This is a genomic window from Halomonas alimentaria (assembly GCF_009902005.1).
Lineage (GTDB): Bacteria > Pseudomonadota > Gammaproteobacteria > Pseudomonadales > Halomonadaceae > Halomonas > Halomonas alimentaria.
In genome coordinates this window covers 605,743-625,838 of record NZ_WUTT01000001.1, presented here as the reverse complement: position 1 = coordinate 625,838, position 20,096 = coordinate 605,743, and the positions used below count along the sequence as shown (strand labels likewise).

Genomic DNA, 20,096 nt, shown 5'->3' with positions numbered 1-20,096 from the left:
GTGCCAGATACAGCAGCCCGACGGGAGGACCGTCGGGCTGCAGGGGCGTGGCGTGAAGGAGAGGGTCAGTCGCCGGCCAGGCGCAGGGCCACGAACAGCGAACGACCATCACGATAGAGTCGCACCGGCACGGCGCGATCCGCGGGCAGCTCACTCACCAGGGAGACCAGCTGTGACGCGCTGGTGACGGCCCGGTGATCGATGCTGACCAGGATGTCGCCGGGCTGCAGGCCCGCCGCCGCCGCGGCACCAGTGGGGTCGACCTCGGCGATGCGCACGCCACCCTCGATACCCAGGCGCTCGCGCTCGGTGGCATCCAGCTCGACAACGGAGATACCCAGGCGCGCCTGCTGACTGTCGCGGCTCTCGCCGGCGGCGGCACTGCCGCTGTCGGGCCAATCACCCAGGGTCAGCTCGAGGGTTTGGCGCTCGCCATCACGCATCAGCTCGAGTTCGACGTCGCTGCCCGGCGCGGTGCGCCCGATCAGCCGTGGCAGGGTGCTGGAGTCATGCACTCGCGCACCATCCACGGCGAGGATGACGTCGCCGGCCTGCAGGCCGCCCTCGGCCGCCGGACCCTCGGGGTCGATGTCGGCGATCAGGGCACCACGCGGCTCGTCCATGCCGAACGACTCGGCCAGGTCACGCGATACCGGCTGGATCATCACCCCCAGCCAGCCGCGGCGCACCTCGCCGCCATCCCGCAGCTGGTCGGCGACGTCCATGGCCACGTTGATGGGAATCGCGAACGATAGCCCCATGAAGCCACCGCTGCGGGTGAAGATCTGGGAGTTGATGCCCACGACCTCCCCGTCGAGGTTGAAAAGCGGCCCGCCGGAATTGCCCGGATTGATGGCCACATCGGTCTGGATGAACGGCACATAGGCATCCCGGGGCAGAGTGCGGTCGATGGCGCTGACGATGCCCGCGGTAACCGAATGGTCGAAGCCGAACGGGGAGCCGATGGCGGCCACCCACTCACCGACCCTGAGGTCATCGGAGTCGCCCAGACGCAGCGTTGGCAGGTCACTGGCGTCGACCTTGAGCACCGCCACGTCGGTTCGCTCGTCGCTGCCCACCAGCTCCGCCGCCAGCTCGCGGCGATCGTTGAGGCGCACCAGGATCTCGTCGGCCCCATCGACCACGTGGGCGTTGGTCATGATGTAACCATCATTGCTGATGATGAAGCCGGACCCCAGCGACTGACGCTCCTGGGGCCTTCCGGGCGCCTGGCCAGGCGGCATCGGAAAACGGTCGCCGAAGAAATGCCGGAAGATCTCGGGGATCTCCTCGTTGCCGAACCCCTGGAAGGGGTTTCGGCTCTCGACCATGCGAGTCGTCGAGATGTTCACCACGCCGGGGGCGGCCTCCTCCACCAGTTCGGTGAAGTCGGGTAGCTCACGGGCCATGGCGCTCTGCCAGGCCAGCAGGGTCCCGGCCAGCAGCATCCACAGGGAAAGGTGTCGCAACGTTCGCATCATGTTAGCTCCTGCGTGGTTTTGGTTGGGCAATGCGAAGATAACGGGGTAACGACATCGACTCGCCAGGGGGTCAGGAGTCGGCGGCTTCCCAGTTCAGGGTATCGGCAACCTGCAGCAATACCCGCGGCGGCATCTCGCCCATGACCACCACCTGGCGAGGGGAGCCGCCCAGCTCGCGGTGACGCACCACGGCGTGGGAGACGCCGAGCCGGTGCAGACCGGGGGCCAGGGGCTCGATGCCGTCGAGGGGCGAGACGAAGACACTGAAGGTGGAGAGACCATCGCTGTAGAGACGGTGGGTCACATCACTGCCATGGAGCCCGCTGCGGGTCTCTACCGGCTGCGGCAGGAAACCGGCGGGCAGCCAGCCGGGGCTCCACGCATCCTGGGGCGCCTCGCGGGGGGCGTCGACGCTCACCTCACCCTGGTGCAACCGCGGCCGCTCAAGCACCGTCAGCTGGAAGGTCTCCACGACCCGCCCGGTCTCGTCGAGCAGGCTCTGCTTGAGGGTCAATCCGGTATCGACATCGAGCCACAGCCGCTTCCCGTAGCGAAAACTGTCGAGCGGTGAGACATCCAGGCGACGCGCACGCCGGTTGGCGATGCGCTCCTCTTCGCCCAGGCTCAGCCGGTAGTGGGAGGCAATGCTGGAGGCGATCCCATTGGGTGTGGCGGGCGCCTCGCTACCCCCCGACCAGCCCAGGCGGCCAATGCGGCTGCGACGCTCGACGGCCATGGGGGGGCCATCGAGGAAACGGACCTGGCCATGTTCGAGACCGCCGCTGACCTCGTGACTGAGCACGAGGGTACGCACGCCGTCGAAGCCGATACGCACCGCGTGAGCGTCGTAGCGGTAGCAGTGACCCGCCCAGAGGCTGAGCTCATACCAGTCGAGCGCACTCTGGGGTACAGGCTCCTTCTCGAGCGAACGACAATCGAACCTATCCGCCTCGGGTGTCACCTGCAGCGCCACTGCCGGCACTGCGGTTGCCAAAAGAAACGGCAGAAGGCCCGCGGCGCAGCTGCGAAGAACGCGCATCGCCTGCCTCCCGTTCAGCGCTGGCCCAGGCTATCGCCACCGCTGGCGCGCAGCAGCGGCATCCAGGAGTCTCCGCTGCGATAGGCAGCCCCCTCGGCGTGGCGATCCAGATAGGACTGGAGCAGACGCGCCTGCTCCTCGTCTGCCATCAGCGACTGCCGCTGGCTGGGGGCCATGAACATCGGCGTGCTCGGCATGCTGGCACCCACGGTCATCAGACCACTGCCACTCCCCTGGGGAAGCTGGAAGAGCGGCAGATCGGCCAGGGAGGGTCGCTGAACACTCTGGTCCGAGAGGCTGGGGTCCGAGAGGCTGGGGTCCGAGAGGCCGGCGGGTGAGATCTGCGACCCCTCTCCGGCGCCGGCGGCAAGTTCGGATGACGTGGACTCGCCGGGAAGGCCCCCGCCGTTGTAGAACTGCACGCCGGTGATCACCATCAACGATACGGCGGCGGCGATGCCGGCACTGCGCGCGAATGGTAGCGAGCGCCGGTGGGCGGATGGCGTGGTGGTGGCGTCAAGGACCGGCGCCGGCTCACTCTCGAGACGCGCCAGGATACCCGCGGAAAGGTCGACGCTGACATCCACTTCCGTCTCACGCCGCATCAGGCTGCGCATCAGGTGATAGCGTCGCCACGCCTCGGCGGCATCCGGTTCGTCTTCCAGCGACTTCAGCACGCGGCGAAGTTCCAGCTCGTCGCCCTCGTTGTCCATCAGGGCAGAAAGCGATTCCCGTGCGTTCTGACTCATTCTCTACACCTCAGCCTGGCAAGGCCTTGGCCTTGCATCCGTTATCAGCCTGATATCGGCATTCGCGGAAGCTGCTCCGGGAATGCCGACATCCTGAACCGCCATGGGCGGATCGAACACTGCATGTGACGCCAAAGGCGCCGGACAGTTCAGCGAATCGACAAGAAATCGACAATTTCCTGGCGCAGCTCACTCATCGTCCGCCTCGCGATTACGTGCAGTGGTGACCAGCGGCTGGATATGCGCATCCACCGCCTCCCGTGCCCGGAAGATACGCGAACGTACCGTGCCGACCGGGCACTCCATGATATTGGCGATATCCTCGTAGGAGAGGCCATCCAGCTCGCGAAGCGTGATCGCCGTGCGCAGGTCATCGGGCAGCGCCTCGATCGCCTCGAAGATGGCCGCCTCCAGCTGGTCGCGGGCCATGGCCGCCTCGGGGGTCTCGGTATCTGAGAGACGCCCGCTCTGGTCGAGGATCTCGGCATCGACGATATCCAGATCGCTGCCCGGCGGACGCCGTCCCCGGGACACCAGATGGTTCTTCGCCGTATTGATGGCAATACGGTACATCCAGGTATAGAACGCACTCTCGGCGCGGAACTTGCCCAGGGCACGATAGGCCTTGATGAAGGCCTCCTGGGCCACATCCTGCACTTCGGCATGATCGTGCACATAGCGACCGATCAGGCCGATGATCTTGTGCTGATACTTCTTCACCAGCAGGTCGAAGGCGCGAGTATCGCCCTTCTGGGCACGCTCGACGAGCTGCTGGTCGGTTTCCCTGGCGCCCATCTAGACCCTCCCCGTCATCAGGCGACGGGAAAGGCATCGTCGTCCGGAAGGCCTTGAAACTTCAACAGCGTGGCGTGCTTGCATAGCGTCTACCTGGAGCCTGGGCGGATGGGGGTCGATGACCGTCAACAAGAGTCGCACAAGTGTTCCCTTTTCCAGTTCATCCATCAAGCGGTGGTCGTTAGCGGACGCGGGCGCTGAGACAATGCGCATGCTCAGGAGGTTCCCGCGATTGATCCGCCACACCCCGCCCGGTGTATAGTAGGCGCACAAGAATCACGCCGTCAGGCCCTCAGCGCAGACACGACATACAGGAATCAGAATGACAGATCAGCAGGTCAGCAACCTCAACGTCCTCTCCCAGGACGTGCTTATCACTCCGGAAGCCCTCAAGCAGGAGATTCCGCTTACCGACGCCGCCGAGAAGACGGTCATCGAGGGGCGCCACACCATCCAGCGCATCCTCGACGGTGAGGATCCGCGCCTGCTGGTCGTGGTCGGCCCCTGCTCCATCCACGACGTGGACGCCGCCCTCGACTACGCGCGCCGCCTGCGCCGCCTGGCCGACGAGGTGAAGGACAGCCTGTATATCGTGATGCGCGTCTACTTCGAGAAGCCGCGCACCACCGTGGGCTGGAAGGGCCTGATCAACGACCCCCACCTCAATGGCTCCTTCGAGATCGAGGAAGGGCTGCATATCGCCCGCCGGCTGCTGGTGGAGCTCGCCGAGATGGGCCTGCCGCTGGCCACCGAGGCCCTCGACCCGATCTCGCCGCAGTATATCCAGGACTGCATCAGCTGGTCGGCGATCGGTGCGCGCACCACCGAGTCCCAGACCCACCGCGAGATGTCCTCCGGCCTCTCCTGCCCGGTGGGCTTCAAGAACGGCACCGACGGCAGCCTGGATGTCGCGGTCAACGCCCTGCAGTCGGTGGCGCATCCCCATAACTTCCTGGGCATCGACTACAAGGGCCGGGTGGCGATCATCCGCACCCGCGGCAACGTCTACGGCCACGTGGTGCTGCGCGGCGGCAACGGCAAGCCCAACTACGACAGCGTCAGCGTGGCCCTGGCCGAGCAGGAACTCAACAAGGCCGGCATCAAGCCCAACATCATGATCGACTGCTCCCACGCCAACTCCAACAAGGATGCGGCGCTTCAGCCGCTGGTGCTGGAGAACGTCACTAACCAGATCCTCGAGGGCAACCGTTCGATCATCGGCCTGATGGTCGAGTCCAACATCGGCTGGGGCAACCAGAAGCTGACCGAGGACCTGAGCCAGCTGAAGTACGGTGTCTCCATCACCGATGCCTGCATCGACTGGGAGACCACCGAACGGGCCTTCAAGGAGATGGACGAGAAGCTGGCGCCGGTGCTGGCCAAGCGCATCGAGGGATGACTGAACCCCACGCCACTGCAGTCGGCGTGGGGGTTTCTTCTGGTCAGGTCTCGCCTCTACAGTGCCAGTTCGGCCCATACCGGGGCATGGTCGGAGGGCTTCTGCATGCCGCGCAGGTCGTAGTCGATACCCGCGTCGGTCACTTTCTCGGCCAGCGGAGCGGTCACCAGGATATGGTCGATGCGCAGGCCACGCTTCGGCTCCCGTTCGAAGCCCTTCGAGCGGTAGTCGAACCAGCTGAAGCGGTCGTCCACCGCCGGATAGCAGAGGCGGTAACTGTCGGTGAGTCCCCAGGCCTTGATCCCGGCGAGCCACTCGCGCTCCACCGGCTGGAAGCTGGTCTTGCCCTCCCGCAGCCAGCGCTTGCGGTTGGCCTCGCCGATACCGATATCGATGTCCTCGGGTGAGATGTTGAAGTCGCCCATCACCGCCAGCCGCTCGTCGGGGCGTTGGGCGCCCTCCAGCAGGCGCTGGAGCTGGGCATAGAACTCACGCTTGTGGGGGAACTTCAGCGGGTGCTCGACGTTCTCGCCCTGGGGGAAGTAGCCGTTCCACACCGTCAGCCGCTCACCATCGGCCAGGCGCAGCACCACGCCGATCATGCGTCGCTGGGACTCCTCGCCGTCATCCGGAAAGCCGTAGTGCACCTCCTCGGGCTCACCGCACTGGGCGACATCGATCATCAGGGCCACCCCGTAGTGGCCCTTCTGGCCGTGATAGACGACCCGGTAGCCCAGCGCTTCCACCGCCTCGCGGGGAAACTCGGCGTCCTGCACCTTGGTCTCCTGCAGACCGATCACGGCCGGGCGCTGGGTAGTCACCAGCGCCTCCAGCTGATGGAGACGCGCGCGAATGCCGTTGATATTGAACGAGACCAGGCGCATCAGTTCGACGGGCCTCCCTGATCCGATCCCTGGCCGCCTTCGTGCTCAGGGTGAATGGCGATCTCCTGGCCAGCCTCCTGGCGGGCCTGCTTGCGGGCAGCCTGCAGCTTGCGCTGCTGACGCTTCTTCTGTGTATAGCGGGTCGACGAGGTCACCTGATCGGGATTCTCGTGGCGCCACTTCTTGTAATCCTTGCGTCGACCGGTGCGAATCTGCACCTTGTCGGCCAGCGAACGGGTCTTCTTGCGACGTGTCATGGGGAAACTCCTCTGCTTTGGCGCGCATTCTACCAGCCCTTCGCGGTGAGACGCGCCCTTCGTCGCATAGACTGGTACAATGTCCGTTTGCATCACACGACTACCCTATCGATACGGAAAGACAGCAAGCCTATGAGCGAGTCGGAACAGACCACGGCCCCGGCCGAGAACCGCAAGCCCAAGCGTCGTCGTCGCAAGCCGCGCCGTCGCCAGTCGAACTGGGACCTGCGCCAGTTCCAGGTACCCCCGGTGGCCGGCAAGTGGCGCTTTCACGACTTCGACCTGCCCCTGCCGCTGATGCGCGCCATCCATGCGCTGGGCTTCGAGTACTGCACGCCGATCCAGGCCGAGGCCCTCGGGCACACCCTGCTCGGCGGAGATATCGTCGGCAAGGCCCAGACCGGCACGGGCAAGACCGCCGCCTTCCTGATCTCGATCATCGCCTACTTCCTCGAGGAAGAGCGTCCCAACGGCCAGAAGAACGGGGCGCCGCGCTCGCTGATCGTGGCGCCGACCCGGGAGCTCGCCCTGCAGATCGAGAAGGATGCCAAGGCACTGGCCCGTTTCACCGATCTCAAGGTGGCCAGTGTCGTCGGCGGCATGGACTACCAGAAGCAGCGTGACGCCCTGGGCGGCAAGCTCGACATCCTGGTGGCAACGCCGGGACGCCTACTCGACTTCCATCAGAAGCGCGACGTCGACCTGACCCAGGTCGAGGTGCTGGTGCTCGATGAGGCCGACCGCATGCTCTCCATGGGCTTCATTCCCGACGTCAAGCGTATCATCCGCCATACGCCGAAGAAGGAAGAGCGGCAGACCTTCCTGTTCTCGGCCACCTTCACCGAGGACATCCTGGAGCTCGCCAGCCAGTGGACCCATGAACCGGCCCACGTCGAGATCGCGGTGACCGTCGACAATGCCGCCGATATCGACCAGCGCGTCTATATGGTCGGCGATGCCGACAAGCAGCGTCTGCTGGTCAAGCTGCTGCAGCAGGAGAGCTTCGATCGGGTGATGGTGTTCGGCAACCGGCGTGACCTGGTGCGCAAGCTCGACGACCTGCTCCGCAAGGCGGGGATCGACGTGGCCATGCTCTCCGGCGACGTGCCGCAGAACCAGCGCATAGAAACGCTCGAGAAGTTCCGCGCAGGTGAGATCCAGGTGCTGGTGGCCACCGACGTGGCCGGTCGCGGCATCCATATCGAGGACGTCAGCCACGTGATCAACTACACCCTGCCGGAAGACCCGGAGGATTACGTCCACCGTATCGGCCGCACCGGCCGCGCCGGCGCCAAGGGCGTATCGATCAGCTTCGTGGGCGAGGAAGATGCCTTCTCGCTGCCCGAGATCGAGCGCTTCATCGGCGACAAGCTGCCCTGCGAGCATCCGCCCGAAGGACTGCTGTAGCCACGATGCTCGACGAGGCCCTCAAGCGCGAGATCCAGACCGCTTACCGCCATGCGCTGGAGGGCCTCGGGCTGACGCCCCGCTACGGCCAGCGCCTGATGATCGCCGAGATCGCCCGCACCCTGGCAGGCATCGAGGCTGACGAGTCCGGCAAGCGCACAAGCGACGAGCATGTCTGCGTGCTCGAGGCGGGCACCGGCACCGGCAAGACCCTGGCCTATCTGCTGGCCGCCCTGCCGGTGGCCAAGGCCCGCGGCAAGCGGCTGGTGATCTCCACCGCCACGGTGGCGCTGCAGGAGCAGGTACTCCATCAGGACCTGCCGGCGCTCAAGGCCCACAGCGGGATCGACTTCAGCTACGCCCTGGCCAAGGGACGTGGCCGCTACGTGTGCGTGGCACGCCTCGACCAGGCCCTCGATGGCGGCGAGGAGAACCCCACCCTGTCGATGTTCGAGCAGGCCCTGGACAGTGGCGGTGACGACTTCCAAGCGCTGGTCAAGACCCTGGGCGACGCCTACGGAAGTGGCCGCTGGGAGGGGGATCGCGACAGTTGGCCCGAGGCGATCAAGGATGAGCACTGGCGTCGCCTGACCGTGGACCACCGGCAGTGCACCAACCGGCGCTGTGGCCACTTCGGTGCCTGCGCTTTCTTCCGTGCCCGCCGCGACATGGAACAGGCCGATATCATCGTCGCCAATCACGACCTGGTGCTGGCCGATCTCTCCCTGGGCGGCGGCGTGGTACTGCCCGACCCGGGTGACTGCATCCACGTCTTCGACGAGGGGCATCACCTTCCCGACAAGGCCCTCAACCACTTCACCTATCGCTTCGGCGTGAATTCCGGCCTGCGCTGGCTGCGCAATCTCAGGAAGTCGCTCAGCGAGCTCAACGCCGCCCTGGGCGTACAGCCCACCCTGGCCCGGCTGCTGGCCAGCCTGCCCCAGGCGATGGATGCCGCCGAGCCACGACTCGGCGAGGCCTTCGCCCTGGGCCATCAGCTGGCCGGGCGTCCCCAGGGACTCGGCGACGGCGAGGAGCTCCATCAGCACCGCTTCGAGATGGGACGCGCCCCGGAGGCACTGCGCGAGCACGCCGCGGCGCTGGTCACGCTGTTTGCCGAGCTCTCCCGCACCCTCGAGAGCATGGCGGATATCCTGCGCGAGAGCCTCGACCCCGAGAAGCACACCGGCCTGCCTCGAGACGCCGCCGAGGCGTGGCTGCCACTGGTGGCGCTGCTCCATGGCCGCGCCCTGGAGGCCCACGCCCTGTGGCAGGCCTTCAGCGAGGTCGACCCCGAGGGAGAGCCACCGCGGGCGCGCTGGCTGACACTGGAACGCTTCGGCGGCGAGCCGGAGCTGACCTTCGCGGCGAGCCCCGTGTCGGCCGCCCACACCCTGGCCAAGAGCCTGTGGGGGACCACCTTCGGCGCCGTGGTCACCTCGGCGACGCTCACCGCCCTGGGTCGCTTCGAACGCCTGCAGGAGCGCGCCGGGCTGGCCAACCGCTATCGCTATCAGCGCCTGCCCAGCCCCTTCGACTATTCGCGGGCGGTGCTCAGCGTGCCCCGGGAGGCCGTCGACCCCGCCGATCGCGAGGGCCATGAGCGCGCCATCGTCGACTTCGTGCAGGGGCTCGGGAAGCAGGAGGCGGTGCTGATGCTGTTCTCGTCCCGGGCCCAGCTGCGCGCCGTGGAGAAGGCGTTGCCCAGGTCCCTGGCCGAACGGGTACTGGCCCAGGACCGGCTGCCCAAGCGCGAGCTGATCAACCGCCACCGCGAGCGGGTAGATGCCGGGGAAGGCAGCATCATCTTCGGGTTGGCGAGCTTCGCCGAGGGCATCGACCTGCCCGGCGACTACCTGACCCATGTGGTCATAACCCGACTGCCCTTCGCGGTGCCCGACGATCCGGTGGGTGCGACGCTCGCCGAATGGATCGAGAGCCGCGGTGGCAATCCCTTCATGCGCATCAGCGTGCCGGACGCCTCCATCAAGCTGGTCCAGGCCTGTGGCCGTCTGATCCGCAAGGAGGCCGACCACGGCCGCATCACCCTCCTCGACCGGCGAGTACTCACCCGGCGCTACGGGCGGGCACTGCTCGACTCGCTACCGCCCTTCGTCCGCGAGATCGACGGGGTACAGCAGGCGCCGTAAGCCGTAAGCCGTAAGCCGTAAGCCGTAAGCCGTAAGCCGGGATCTTGTCACCGAGATAAGCGGTGGCAGCGGTTTTTTTCTTAAAGCTTAAAGCTCACAGCTTATAGCTCCGGGCGCAGCCCGGCGCGGTCCAGAGCCCGCTCGGCCAGCTGATCACGTCCCCAGGCATGGGCGAGCTGACCAAGCCTCGCCCAATCGTCGCCGGCCCCACTCTGCTCGGCCACCCGCTGCCAGGCGGCCAGGGCGCGCTCGCGATCCCTAGCCCGCTCCCAGGCCTGGGCCAGCAGGCGCCGGTTCGCCTCGCTGTCCTCCAGGGTCCCCTCTGCCAGGGCGGCCTCGAGGTGCTCGGCGGCCCGGGCCGGCGTGCCCCCGGCCAGATGCAGCTCGACCAACCGGCGAAGGTCATCGGCCCCGGTGAATACGCCGGCGCGCCAGCCCGCCTCCCAGATCGATGCCGCCTGACCGGTATTGCCGGCACGCTGTGCCAGGGCTGCAGCAACTCGCCAGCGTTCAGGGTCGCGGCTCGTGGCGAGCCCGCCACCCAGGAGCGCCAGAGCCTCTGCCTCGTCCCCGGCGCGGCGCAGCACCGTGACGGCCAGTTCCCGCTGCCCCTCATCCAGTTGCTCAGTCATGCCACGCGCATGCCGCACATGCTCGGCGGCCAGCTCCCACTGCTCGAGTTCGGCCCTGGCGCGAGCCAAACGCCAGTGATCCCGGGCTTCGCCCGAGTGGCCCTCGAGCCACTCGGCCAGCAGGTTGGCGCCATCCCGGGTCTCGCCCGCGGCCAGGCGCAACCCGGCCTCGTCGTGCTGCCAGCGATCGCGATGATCCGGCTCGATGCCGGATACGCGACGCGCCTGGCCGAGGTAGTCGGCGGCCAAGGAGAGATCCCCGTCACGTGCCGCCGCCCCCGCCGCCAGTTGCAGATAGAGAGCGCGAGCCCAGCGATCGGCGGCATTGCCCCCGGCCAGACGCTCGGCCTGGGCCACGGATCGCTCCATCACTGCCGCCAGGTCACCGGCCTCCAGGCGCGCCTGGAGTCCTTCGAGATCGGCGATAAACGAGGCCGGTAGCGGTGGCGCCGACCAGGCCACGGTGGCGCCCCCCAACCAGCTAGTGACCAGCAGCGCAACAGGCAGGAGAACTCTCGACATGGCATTACCTCAGCTCGAATTCCAGGCGCTGGCGAGCGCGACGCAGCCCCTCAGCGGATTCGAAGCGCCAACGTGATACGGCTCGCTTGGCCGCCTGGTCGAAGACATTGGATGGCCGGGCGGAGAGCACGCGGATGCTCGAGGGGTCGACGCTACCGTCGGCTCGAATCACGAACTCCACCTCGACATGCCCCTCGAGGCCGCGGCGCTGGGCCCGCGCGGGATACTCGGGCGGCACCCGACTGGTGGGCGCGACCTGCCCCACATCCACCGGCGCATTGCTGGCCGCTTCGGCCTGTGCGGGTTCAGAGGGCGCGGACGATGGCACCGAGGATTCCTGGCTCGGCTGTGGTGCCGGGCTCGCCTGGGGTTCGGGCTCTGCCTGGGGACGGGGTTCCGGCGGAGAGGCAGGCCGCGGCTCCAGGCGAGGCTCGGGCTGAACCTCGCTCAACTCCGGCAGACGAGTATCCAGTTCCGGCGGCTCGGCGGTCTCTGGCGGCAGCTCGGGTTCCGGCAGCGTCACCTCGCTGCGGGGCAGCGGGGCCGGTTCGGGCAAGGGAGGCGGCGGCGCCGGCTCCACGGGCGCCGGGGGCTCGGCCTCGGCGGGCGGCGGAGTCGCCTCGGGCTCGGCTGTCTCAAAACTGGTCAGCGCCATGGTCATTTCCATGACCTCGACCTCCGCCTCGGGAGGCGTGACCAGCAGCGCCAGCAGCCAGAACAGCAGCAGCGCCAGTCCCAGGCCGGAGAGCACCGAGACAACAACCCGTGTCATGAGGCGCCTCGCGTGGCGGCCACCGCCACGTTCTCCACTCCCGCCTGGCGCAGGCGGTCCATCACCTCGATCAGCAGGCCCGTGGTGGCCTCTCGATCGGCCTGGATCACCACAGCGCCATCGTCGCTGACCAGGGCGGCCACCTCGTCACCCACCCGGTGCACGTCCACCGGTTCGCCATCCACCCAGACGGCTCCCTCCGGCGTGATCGCCACCATCAGCTGGGCATCCGGGCGCGGTGTGGCAGCACTCGACTCGGGACGTTCTATCTCCACCCCGCTCTCCTTGATGAAGCTGGTGGTGACGATGAAGAAGATCAGCATGATGAAGACCACATCGAGCATCGGGGTCAGGTTGATCTCTCCGGCATCCCCCGGCTCGCCGGCAACGCTGCGACGTCTACGCATCACTCTCCTCCACGGCTCGAGCCAGGCGGTCATGCAGCCGCTGGTCCTCGCGCCGGATGATCTGTTCCAGTCGGCTGGTGAACAGCAGCCCCACCACGGCCACGGCCATTCCGGCCAGGGTCGGCAGAGTCGCCCGGGCGACCCCATCGGCCATGGCGCGGGCTTGGTGAGTATCGCTCAATGCCAGGCTGTCGAAGACGCTGATCATGCCGGTGACGGTACCCAGCAGGCCGAGCAGTGGACAGAGCGCCACCAGCAGCTTGAGCCAGGGTAACGGCCGGCGCAGTCGCGCGATCAGCTGGCGGGTCCACACCTCACGCAGGGTCAGGGCGCTCCAGCTGTGGTGGTCAGCGCGCGCCGTCCAGCGCCGGATCAGGCGCTGGCGGGCTCCCCGGTAGGCGAGGCGGAAGAACAGCACCCGCTCGAGTGCCAGGCTGAAGAGCAGGGCCGCTACCGCGGCGATGCCGACCAGCACCACGCCACCGGCATCGATCAGCCGTGCGATCGGCTCAAGCCAGGGCATCAGCACGGCGCTTGTTCCTGGACGCGACGGATGAGGGTTGGCGGTGCTCGAGGGTTTCGGCCAGGGCGGCACTGGCCTGGCCCTCGACAATGCCGGCCAGCTGACGGCTGCGCCCGGTCAGGGCGGTATGTGCAAACAGCAGCGGAACGGCGGTAACCAGTCCCAGCACGGTGGTCACCAGGGCCTGGCTGATGCCACCGGCCATCAGCTGCGGATCGCCGGTGCCGAACACGGTGATCGCCTGGAAGGTAACGATCATGCCGGTCACCGTGCCCAGCAGGCCGAGCAACGGGGAGACCGCGGCGAGCAGCTTGACCAGCGGCTGACCGCGCTCCAGGCGTGGCATCTCAGCCAGCACCGCCTCGTCGAGCCGCGCCTCCAGCGCCTCGGGAACCGGCTCGTCGCTGAGTGCCCGGAAACGCAGCAGCACACGGCCCAGCGGGTTGTCCTGACGCAGGTCGGCCAGGTCACGACGCTGACGCCTTACCACCAGGCTGACACGGAGCAGATAGGCATACTGGGCCAGTGCCACCAGCAGGCCGAAAGCGCCGAGCCCCACCACGACATAGCCCACAGCCCCCCCCTGATGGAAACGCTCCACCAGGCTGGGGCGTTGGCCCAGGGCCGCCAGAACATCGCCACCGGTGGGGTCCAGCACGACGGTCTCGGCGTTGCCGGCCTGAAAGGCGCTCAAGTGCTCGCTGACCTCAGCCGGCGTGCGCGCCAGCGTGGAGAGTACGCCCTCCTCGGCCCCGCGCTGGAGCAGCTCGCCGCCACTGAATGCCGCCAGGTCGCCCAGGCGCACCACCTCGCGGGGGCGGATCTCGCCGTTGCTGCCGGCAACAGGCGCCGTTAACGCCCGAATGCGGCCAGTCTCGGCGGTCAGCGCCATCAGCGCATCGCCCAGGGTCTCGAGGTGTTCCGGACGCAGCACCTCGGCATCATCCAGGCGTGGCGGTAGATCAGGGCCTCCCAACGTGATCCAGCTCTGTCCCAGGGAGTCGCGCAGCTCGCCGCTGTGCCGGGCCAGCACGTCCAGTACCGCCGCCAGGTCACCCCCCTGCTCGGCCTGGCGTTCATCCAGGGCCGAATCCCGCGCCTGCAACTCGGCCTGACGTGACTCGAGCTCGGCACCTCGTGCTTCAGCCGCAGCGTGCACCTGGCGGGCCTCGTCCAGGGCAGACTCCAGCGCCTCACGATCCTCGACCAGCGCGGCAAGTCGGGCGGCGTCCCGGGCCTCTGCGGCCTCGCGCTCGGCGCGCAGCGTGGTCAGGGGATCCTCCTGAGCGGCTGCGGGCAGTGCCGTGACCAGCAACAATGCGGCCAGGGCTGTCGCTACCATGCGCCCGGCAGCGGATGTGACGGTCGCCATCATGAGGCATCCCCCTCGTTGGCCGGCGTGATGGGGTGGGAAACCGGCAGGGTCAGCAGTTCCGGTGCTCGCTGGTCACGGGCCATGCGCAGGCCATGGCGCAGCTCGACGCGGGCCGCCTCATCCAGCGCTTGCCAGCGCTTGGCATCGCTGCGCCAGACCGCACCCTCTCGTCCGTCGGCGGTCAGGTAGTAGAGCCCCACCCGCCCCAGGCGCAGGAAGTCCACCTCGCGGCGCTGCTCGCCCTGCCCGAGGGTACCGCGCCAGGCGTCGAGCTCGCGGCCGTAGTCCAGCTCGCTGCGCCAGGCGGCAAGCAGATGATCCAGGCGCTCCGCGGTGGTAGTGTCGGGGTCCGTCATGCCTTTCTCGAGGCCCTCGGCCCGGGCCAGGCGCTCTTCCGTCAGGAACGGCAGATCGCCTTCGACCCATGTGCCCAGGCGCCTGGTCAGCGCCTGCTCGACCTCGGGCAACGTCTCACGCGTCTCGGACAGGGTATCCAGTGCCGCTTCCCGAGCGTCCAGCTGTTGCGCCTGGCGTTCGAGCCGTGGCGCCAGGGTGTCGCTGCGCGCCTCGAGCCGGCGGGTAGCGGCTTCCAGGCGACGTAGCTCGGCCAACATCTCGCGACTGGCGTCGTCGGCGGCATCGATCCTTTGCTGTAGCTCGGCCTGGGCGCGCTGGGCCTCACCAGTGGCTTCCAGCAGCTCCTGGGCCATCAGCGGGGTGGCCGCCAGCATCAAGCCGGTGGCCACCCCGATCAGCAGATGTCCGGTCCTCTTCACGTCAGGCTCCCTGAGCGATCTCGAATGACGCCGGATCATCGCAAAAATGATAACAATTATCAATGACGCAGATCAGAAGGCCCAGTCCTCATCCTCGGTGGCGACCGTCCGCCCGATGACATAAGCCGAACCGGAACCGGAGAAGAAGTCGTGGTTCTCGTCAGCCCCCGGCGAGAGTGCGGCGAGGATGGTGGGATCCACGTCGCACAGCGCCTGGGGAAAGAGACCCTCGAAGCCCAGGTTCATCAGTGCCTTGTTGGCGTTGTAGTGGAGGAACGCCTTGACGTCCTCGGTCAATCCCACCTCGTCGTAGAGCGACTCGGTGTAGGCCACCTCGTTGTCGTAGAGCGCCAGCAACAGGTCATAGGCATAGGCCTTGACCTCCTCCTGGCGCTCTGGGCTCGCCTCGGCCAGGGCCTGCTGGAACTTGTAGCCGATGTAGTAGCCGTGCACCGCCTCGTCGCGGATGATCAGGCGGATCAGGTCGGCGGTGTTGGTCAGCTTGGCGTGGCTCGACCAGTACATCGGCAGGTAGAAGCCCGAATAGAACAGGAACGACTCCAGAAAGACGCTGGCCACCTTGCGCATCAGCGGGTCCTCGGCGCGGTAGCGCTCGAGCACCAGCTCGGCCTTGGCCTGAAGGGTCGGATTCTCCTCGCTCCAACGGAAGGCGTCGTCCACCTCCCGCGTGGCACACAGCGTCGAGAAGATCGAGCTGTAGGAGCGCGCGTGTACCGCCTCCATGAAGGCGATATTGGCATAGACCGCCTCCTCGTGGGGGGTGCGCGCATCGGGCATCAGCGTCGGCGCCCCGACGCTGCTCTGGATGGTGTCGAGCAGCGTCAGTCCGGTGAACACCCGGATAGTGAGCCGCCGCTCCGGCTCGCTCAGGGTGTTCCACGACGGGATGTCGTTGGAGAGCGGCACCTTCTCGGGTAGCCAGAAGTTGCTGGTCAGGCGGTTCCACACCTCCAGATCCTTGTCGTCCTCGAGCCGGTTCCAGTTGATGGCCTGGACACGGGTCAATCGCGATGTTGCCGTCGTCATGTCGGATCCCTCCGTCAGAGTGTGCACGAAACGCAGCCTTCTACCTCGGTGCCCTCCAGGGCACTCTGGCGCAGGCGCACGTAGTAGAGCGTCTTGATCCCCTTTCGCCAGGCATAGATCTGGGCACGGTTGATGTCCCGGGTGGTGGCGGTATCGGGAAAGAAGAGCGTCAGCGACAACCCCTGGTCGACGTGCTCCGAGGCCGCGGCGTAGGTGTCGATGATCGCCTCGGGTCCGATCTCGTAGGCGTCGCGGTAGAACGCCAGGTTGTCGTCGTCCAGGTAGGGTGCCGGGTAGTAGACCCGCCCCAGCTTGCCCTCCTTGCGGATCTCGATGGGCGAGGCCACTGGATGAATGCTGGAGGTGGCGTGGTTGATGTAGGAGATCGATCCGGTGGGAGGCACCGCCTGCAGGTAGCGGTTGTAAAGCCCGTGCGCCATCACCGACTCCTTGAGGGCCGCCCAGTCATCGCGAGTGGGCAGCACGATGCCGAGACGCTCGAACAACGCCCGGGCGCGTTCGGTGCTCGGTCGCCAGTCACGCTCGGTGTACTTGTCGAAGAAGGCACCGCTGGCGTAGGCGGAGGCCGCGAAGCCGGCGAAGCTCTCGCCGCGCTCCATGGCCAGCCGGTTGGAGGCGCGCAGTGCATGGTAAGCCACGCAGGCAAAGTAGACGCCGGTGAAGTCGAGCGCTTCTTCGGAGCCGTAGTGAATATGCTCCCGAGCCAGGAAGCCATGCAGGTTCATCTGACCCAGGCCGATAGCCCGGGAGCGGGCATTGCCGTTAGCCACCGAAGGCACCGAGGCGATGTCAGTCATCTCGGCCACCGCGGTCAGGCCGCGCACGGCGACTTCGACGCTGGCTCCGATATCCCCGCCATCCATCACCCGGGCGATATTCAATGAGCCAAGGTTGCAGGAGATGTCCTCTCCCACGCGGCGGTAGCCGAGATCCTCGTTGAACTCGCTGGGCGTGTTGACCTGCAGGATCTCCGAGCAGAGGTTGCTCATGTTGACCCGGCCGGCGATGGGATTGTCGCGATTGACGTTGTCCTCGAACATCACATAGGGATAGCCCGACTCGAACTGCACCTCGGCCAGGGTCTGGAAGAAGGCCCGGGTGTCGATCCTGGTCTTGCGGATGCGCCGGTCGTCCACCATCTCGTGGTACTTCTCGGTGACGCTGATGTCGCCGAAGGGCACGCCGTAGACACGCTCCACGTCATAGGGCGAGAAGAGGTACATGGGCGCGTTGCGCCGGGCGAGGTCGAAGGTGATGTCGGGGATGGTGACCCCCAGCGAGAGGGTCTTGATGCGTACCTTCTCGTCGGCATTCTCGCGCTTAGTGTCGAGGAAACGCAGGATATCGGGATGGTGGGCGTTGAGGTAGACCGCGCCCGCCCCTTGGCGGGCGCCCAGCTGGTTGGCGTAGGAGAAGGCGTCCTCGAGCAGCTTCATGATCGGGATGATTCCCGACGACTGGTTCTCGATCTGCTTGATGGGGGCCCCCGCCTCGCGGATGTTGCTGAGCAGCAATGCCACTCCGCCACCGCGCTTGGAGAGCTGCAGCGCCGAGTTGATGCCCCGACCGATGGACTCCATGTTGTCTTCGAGGCGCAGCAGGAAGCAGGAGACCAGTTCGCCGCGCTGGCGCTTGCCGGCATTGAGGAAGGTGGGCGTGGCCGGCTGGAAACGGCCGCCGATGATTTCGTCCACCAGCGAGCGGGCCAGGGCCTCGTCACCGCGGGCCAGGGTCAGCGCCACCATGCACACCCGGTCCTCGAAACGCTCCAGGTAGCGGCGCCCGTCGAAGGTCTTCAGCGTATAGCTGGTGTAGTACTTGAAGGCGCCAAGGAAGCTCGGGAAGCGGAACTTCCAGGCGTAGGCCTGCTCGAAAAGCGCCTTGACGAAGCCTGGAGCATAAGCCGCGAGCACCTCCGGTTCGTAATACTCCTGCTCCACCAGGTAGTCGAGCTTCTCCTCCAGCGAATGGAAGAACACCGTGTTCTGGTTGACGTGCTGCAGGAAATACTGGCGCACCGCCTCGCGGTCGCGCTCCAGTTGCAGGCGTCCGTCGGCACCATACAGGTTGAGCATGGCGTTGAGCGCGTGGTAATCCAGCTCACGCGCGGCGGCCTCCCCCTGGCGGGGCGACGGGGTCAGGATGGTCGTGTCCAAAACTCTCTCACTCCCTTGCGAACCCGGGTCACGTCCTCGTCCGTGCCCAGCAATTCGAATCGATACAGCAGCGGTACGCCGCACTTCTCGGCGATGATGCGTCCGGCCAGCCCGTAGGCGGCGCCGAAGTTGGTATTGCCAGCGGCGATCACCCCCACCAGCAGCGCACGGTTATCGGCCTCGTTGAGGAAGCGGATCACCGGCGCGGGCACAGCACCCTTCGCCTCGCCCCCGCCGTAGGTGGGCGTCACCAGGATAAAGGGGCGCGTCACCGCCAGCGTCGGTGCCTCCCGCTCAATCGGGATGCGCCGAGCGGGCAGGTCCAGTTTCCGGATAAAGCGATGGGTATTGCCGGAGCGGGTCGAGAAGTAGATCAGCTCCGGTGGCAGCGCCGAGACGGCCGTCACACTCACGCCCGGGCCAGGTGGCCGAGGCGATCCGGACGGAATCCGGACCAGTGCTCGGAGCCGGCAATCACCACCGGCAGCTGGCGATGGCCCAGGGCCATCACCCGCTCGCGGGCCTGGGGCTCACGCTCCAGGTCGATCAGGCGGTAGGCGATGCCCTGACGCTCCAGGGTGCGGCAGGTGGCGGTGCACTGGGGGCAGGCGGGACGGGTATAGACCTCGATCTCCATGGTGACACTCCCTGTTGGCAGGAAAACTATATATGGCGTCTACAGAGGCAAGGATACACCATATATAGAATTCGTCACTCTTTAAATACCATATGTAGTGGTATAGAAAGGAACGAGGCACAAGTGGCTGCAGCCAAGCGGCAGGGGAAAGGGGCAGTAGAGAGGGACAAGGGCCAAATATAAAAACAGCGCCGCGGCCCAGGGGCCGCGGCGCTGCATGGTGAGACCGGAAGTCAGTCAGTCGATCAGGCGGTGGCCGCCTGGTAACGACGCTCGACCTCGTCCCAGTTGATCACGTTGAAGAACTCGGCGATGTAGTCCGGGCGCTTGTTCTGGAACTTGAGGTAGTAGGCGTGCTCCCACACGTCCAGACCCAGCACCGGGGTGTTGCCGTTGGAGATGGGGCTGTCCTGGTTCAGGCTGTTCTCCACCACCAGCTTCTTCTCCGGGGTGACGCAGAGCCAGGCCCAGCCGCTGCCGAAGCGACCCAGAGCGGCCTTGGTGAAGGCATCCTTGAAGGCCTCGAAGCCACCCAGCTCGCTGTCGATGGCCTCGGCCACCTTGCCCTTGGGCTGACCGCCGCCATTGGGCGACATCATCTGCCAGAACATGGAGTGGTTGGAGTGGCCGCCACCGTTGTTGATCACCGCCTGACGCTTCTCAGCCGGCACCTTGTCCAGATCGGCCAGCAGCTCGTCGACCGGCACGTCTTCCAGGCCGGTGCCCTCGAGGGCAGCGTTCAGGTTGTTGACGTAGGTCTGGTGGTGACGCGAGTGGTGGATCTCCATGGTCAGCGCATCGATGTGGGGCTCGAGCGCATCGTAGGCATACGGAAGGTCAGGGAGGGTATGTGCCATGTTGATCATCTCCTTTTGGTGGCTTTCATTGTGCTGCAACTCATTGAGATGCGGTCGCCGCATGGGGATTTCAACCGCACCGCACGCACTTTTTATCCTTCGGCCACCCTACCCCAGGCAGCGCGAATCCGTCTAGCGCAGACCAGACGAAGGCAGGGCTATCGCAGATAGCAGAAAGCCGGTCCCTGACGGAACCGGCTTTCGTTCATG

20 protein-coding genes are annotated in these 20,096 nt (G+C 66.5%); 3 read left to right on the top strand and 17 right to left on the bottom strand.

The features are described from left to right. Positions 1-65 precede the first annotated feature (65 nt). The 4 genes from GRB96_RS03050 to rpoE form a co-directional block, all read right to left on the bottom strand. Entirely contained in the window at positions 66-1,481 is a 1,416-nt protein-coding gene (locus tag GRB96_RS03050; RefSeq protein WP_161430394.1) for a DegQ family serine endoprotease, read from the bottom strand. A 70-nt stretch (positions 1,482-1,551) separates the two neighbouring features. Next, positions 1,552-2,520 carry a MucB/RseB C-terminal domain-containing protein gene (locus GRB96_RS03045; protein ID WP_161430393.1) on the bottom strand — a complete coding sequence of 323 codons (969 nt, stop codon included), beginning with the start codon at positions 2,518-2,520 and terminating at the stop codon, positions 1,552-1,554. 14 nt (positions 2,521-2,534) lie between these two features. Then, positions 2,535-3,269 (bottom strand): sigma-E factor negative regulatory protein, encoded by a 735-nt coding sequence (locus tag GRB96_RS03040; protein ID WP_161430392.1) that lies wholly within the window; start codon positions 3,267-3,269, stop codon positions 2,535-2,537. A gap of 189 nt (positions 3,270-3,458) precedes the next feature. Next, entirely contained in the window at positions 3,459-4,064 is a 606-nt protein-coding gene (gene rpoE / locus GRB96_RS03035) for an RNA polymerase sigma factor RpoE (RefSeq protein ID WP_161430391.1), read from the bottom strand. Between the two features lie 322 nt (positions 4,065-4,386). Between rpoE and GRB96_RS03030 the strand changes: the two genes are divergently transcribed. Continuing rightward, complete coding sequence (locus tag GRB96_RS03030) at positions 4,387-5,463, top strand: 3-deoxy-7-phosphoheptulonate synthase (protein WP_161430390.1); 1,077 nt, start codon at positions 4,387-4,389, stop codon at positions 5,461-5,463. Between the two features lie 56 nt (positions 5,464-5,519). Here GRB96_RS03030 and xthA read toward each other — a convergent pair whose 3' ends face one another. Continuing rightward, positions 5,520-6,347, bottom strand: a complete 828-nt coding sequence (gene xthA, locus GRB96_RS03025; protein WP_161430389.1) for an exodeoxyribonuclease III — start codon at positions 6,345-6,347, stop codon at positions 5,520-5,522. After that, positions 6,347-6,604: a hypothetical protein gene (locus tag GRB96_RS03020; protein WP_161430388.1), complete on the bottom strand. Its 258-nt coding sequence runs from the start codon at positions 6,602-6,604 to the stop codon at positions 6,347-6,349. The genes xthA and GRB96_RS03020 overlap by 1 nt, the downstream gene beginning before the upstream one ends. A 132-nt stretch (positions 6,605-6,736) precedes the next feature. Between GRB96_RS03020 and rhlB the strand changes: the two genes are divergently transcribed. Together rhlB and dinG are read left to right on the top strand one after the other, a co-directional pair. Continuing rightward, positions 6,737-8,011: an ATP-dependent RNA helicase RhlB gene (gene rhlB / locus GRB96_RS03015; RefSeq protein WP_161430387.1), complete on the top strand. Its 1,275-nt coding sequence runs from the start codon at positions 6,737-6,739 to the stop codon at positions 8,009-8,011. A gap of 5 nt (positions 8,012-8,016) precedes the next feature. Then, positions 8,017-10,161 carry an ATP-dependent DNA helicase DinG gene (gene dinG, locus GRB96_RS03010; RefSeq protein ID WP_161430386.1) on the top strand — a complete coding sequence of 715 codons (2,145 nt, stop codon included), beginning with the start codon at positions 8,017-8,019 and terminating at the stop codon, positions 10,159-10,161. A gap of 101 nt (positions 10,162-10,262) precedes the next feature. Here the strand turns inward: dinG and GRB96_RS03005 are convergent, their stop codons facing one another. The 11 genes from GRB96_RS03005 to GRB96_RS02955 all read right to left on the bottom strand — a co-directional run bounded on the left by GRB96_RS03005 (position 10,263) and on the right by GRB96_RS02955 (position 19,886). Then, positions 10,263-11,315: a hypothetical protein gene (locus tag GRB96_RS03005; protein WP_161430385.1), complete on the bottom strand. Its 1,053-nt coding sequence runs from the start codon at positions 11,313-11,315 to the stop codon at positions 10,263-10,265. Positions 11,316-11,319: 4 nt separating this feature from the next. Then, positions 11,320-12,087 carry an energy transducer TonB gene (locus GRB96_RS03000; protein WP_161430384.1) on the bottom strand — a complete coding sequence of 256 codons (768 nt, stop codon included), beginning with the start codon at positions 12,085-12,087 and terminating at the stop codon, positions 11,320-11,322. Continuing rightward, the gene (locus GRB96_RS02995; protein ID WP_161430383.1) at positions 12,084-12,494 is read right to left on the bottom strand and encodes an ExbD/TolR family protein; all 411 of its coding nucleotides are present in this window, start codon (positions 12,492-12,494) and stop codon (positions 12,084-12,086) included. Before GRB96_RS02995 ends, GRB96_RS03000 begins: the two co-directional genes overlap by 4 nt. Further along, complete coding sequence (locus GRB96_RS02990) at positions 12,487-13,017, bottom strand: MotA/TolQ/ExbB proton channel family protein (protein ID WP_161432977.1); 531 nt, start codon at positions 13,015-13,017, stop codon at positions 12,487-12,489. The genes GRB96_RS02995 and GRB96_RS02990 overlap by 8 nt, the downstream gene beginning before the upstream one ends. Next, complete coding sequence (locus tag GRB96_RS02985; protein ID WP_420841739.1) at positions 13,004-14,389, bottom strand: MotA/TolQ/ExbB proton channel family protein; 1,386 nt, start codon at positions 14,387-14,389, stop codon at positions 13,004-13,006. Before GRB96_RS02985 ends, GRB96_RS02990 begins: the two co-directional genes overlap by 14 nt. Further along, positions 14,389-15,168: a DUF3450 domain-containing protein gene (locus tag GRB96_RS02980; RefSeq protein WP_338074000.1), complete on the bottom strand. Its 780-nt coding sequence runs from the start codon at positions 15,166-15,168 to the stop codon at positions 14,389-14,391. The genes GRB96_RS02985 and GRB96_RS02980 overlap by 1 nt, the downstream gene beginning before the upstream one ends. Before the next feature lie 72 nt (positions 15,169-15,240). Beyond that, complete coding sequence (gene nrdF, locus GRB96_RS02975) at positions 15,241-16,215, bottom strand: class 1b ribonucleoside-diphosphate reductase subunit beta (RefSeq protein ID WP_161430381.1); 975 nt, start codon at positions 16,213-16,215, stop codon at positions 15,241-15,243. 14 nt (positions 16,216-16,229) lie between these two features. Then, positions 16,230-18,392 carry a class 1b ribonucleoside-diphosphate reductase subunit alpha gene (gene nrdE / locus GRB96_RS02970; protein WP_240894113.1) on the bottom strand — a complete coding sequence of 721 codons (2,163 nt, stop codon included), beginning with the start codon at positions 18,390-18,392 and terminating at the stop codon, positions 16,230-16,232. Then, the gene (gene nrdI, locus GRB96_RS02965; protein WP_282040691.1) at positions 18,374-18,805 is read right to left on the bottom strand and encodes a class Ib ribonucleoside-diphosphate reductase assembly flavoprotein NrdI; all 432 of its coding nucleotides are present in this window, start codon (positions 18,803-18,805) and stop codon (positions 18,374-18,376) included. The genes nrdE and nrdI overlap by 19 nt, the downstream gene beginning before the upstream one ends. Next, complete coding sequence (gene nrdH / locus GRB96_RS02960; protein WP_161430380.1) at positions 18,802-19,029, bottom strand: glutaredoxin-like protein NrdH; 228 nt, start codon at positions 19,027-19,029, stop codon at positions 18,802-18,804. Before nrdH ends, nrdI begins: the two co-directional genes overlap by 4 nt. 245 nt (positions 19,030-19,274) lie before the next feature. Continuing rightward, on the bottom strand, positions 19,275-19,886 hold the full coding sequence (locus GRB96_RS02955) for a superoxide dismutase (protein WP_161430379.1): 612 nt from the start codon (positions 19,884-19,886) through the stop codon (positions 19,275-19,277). Positions 19,887-20,096: the final 210 nt, after the last annotated feature.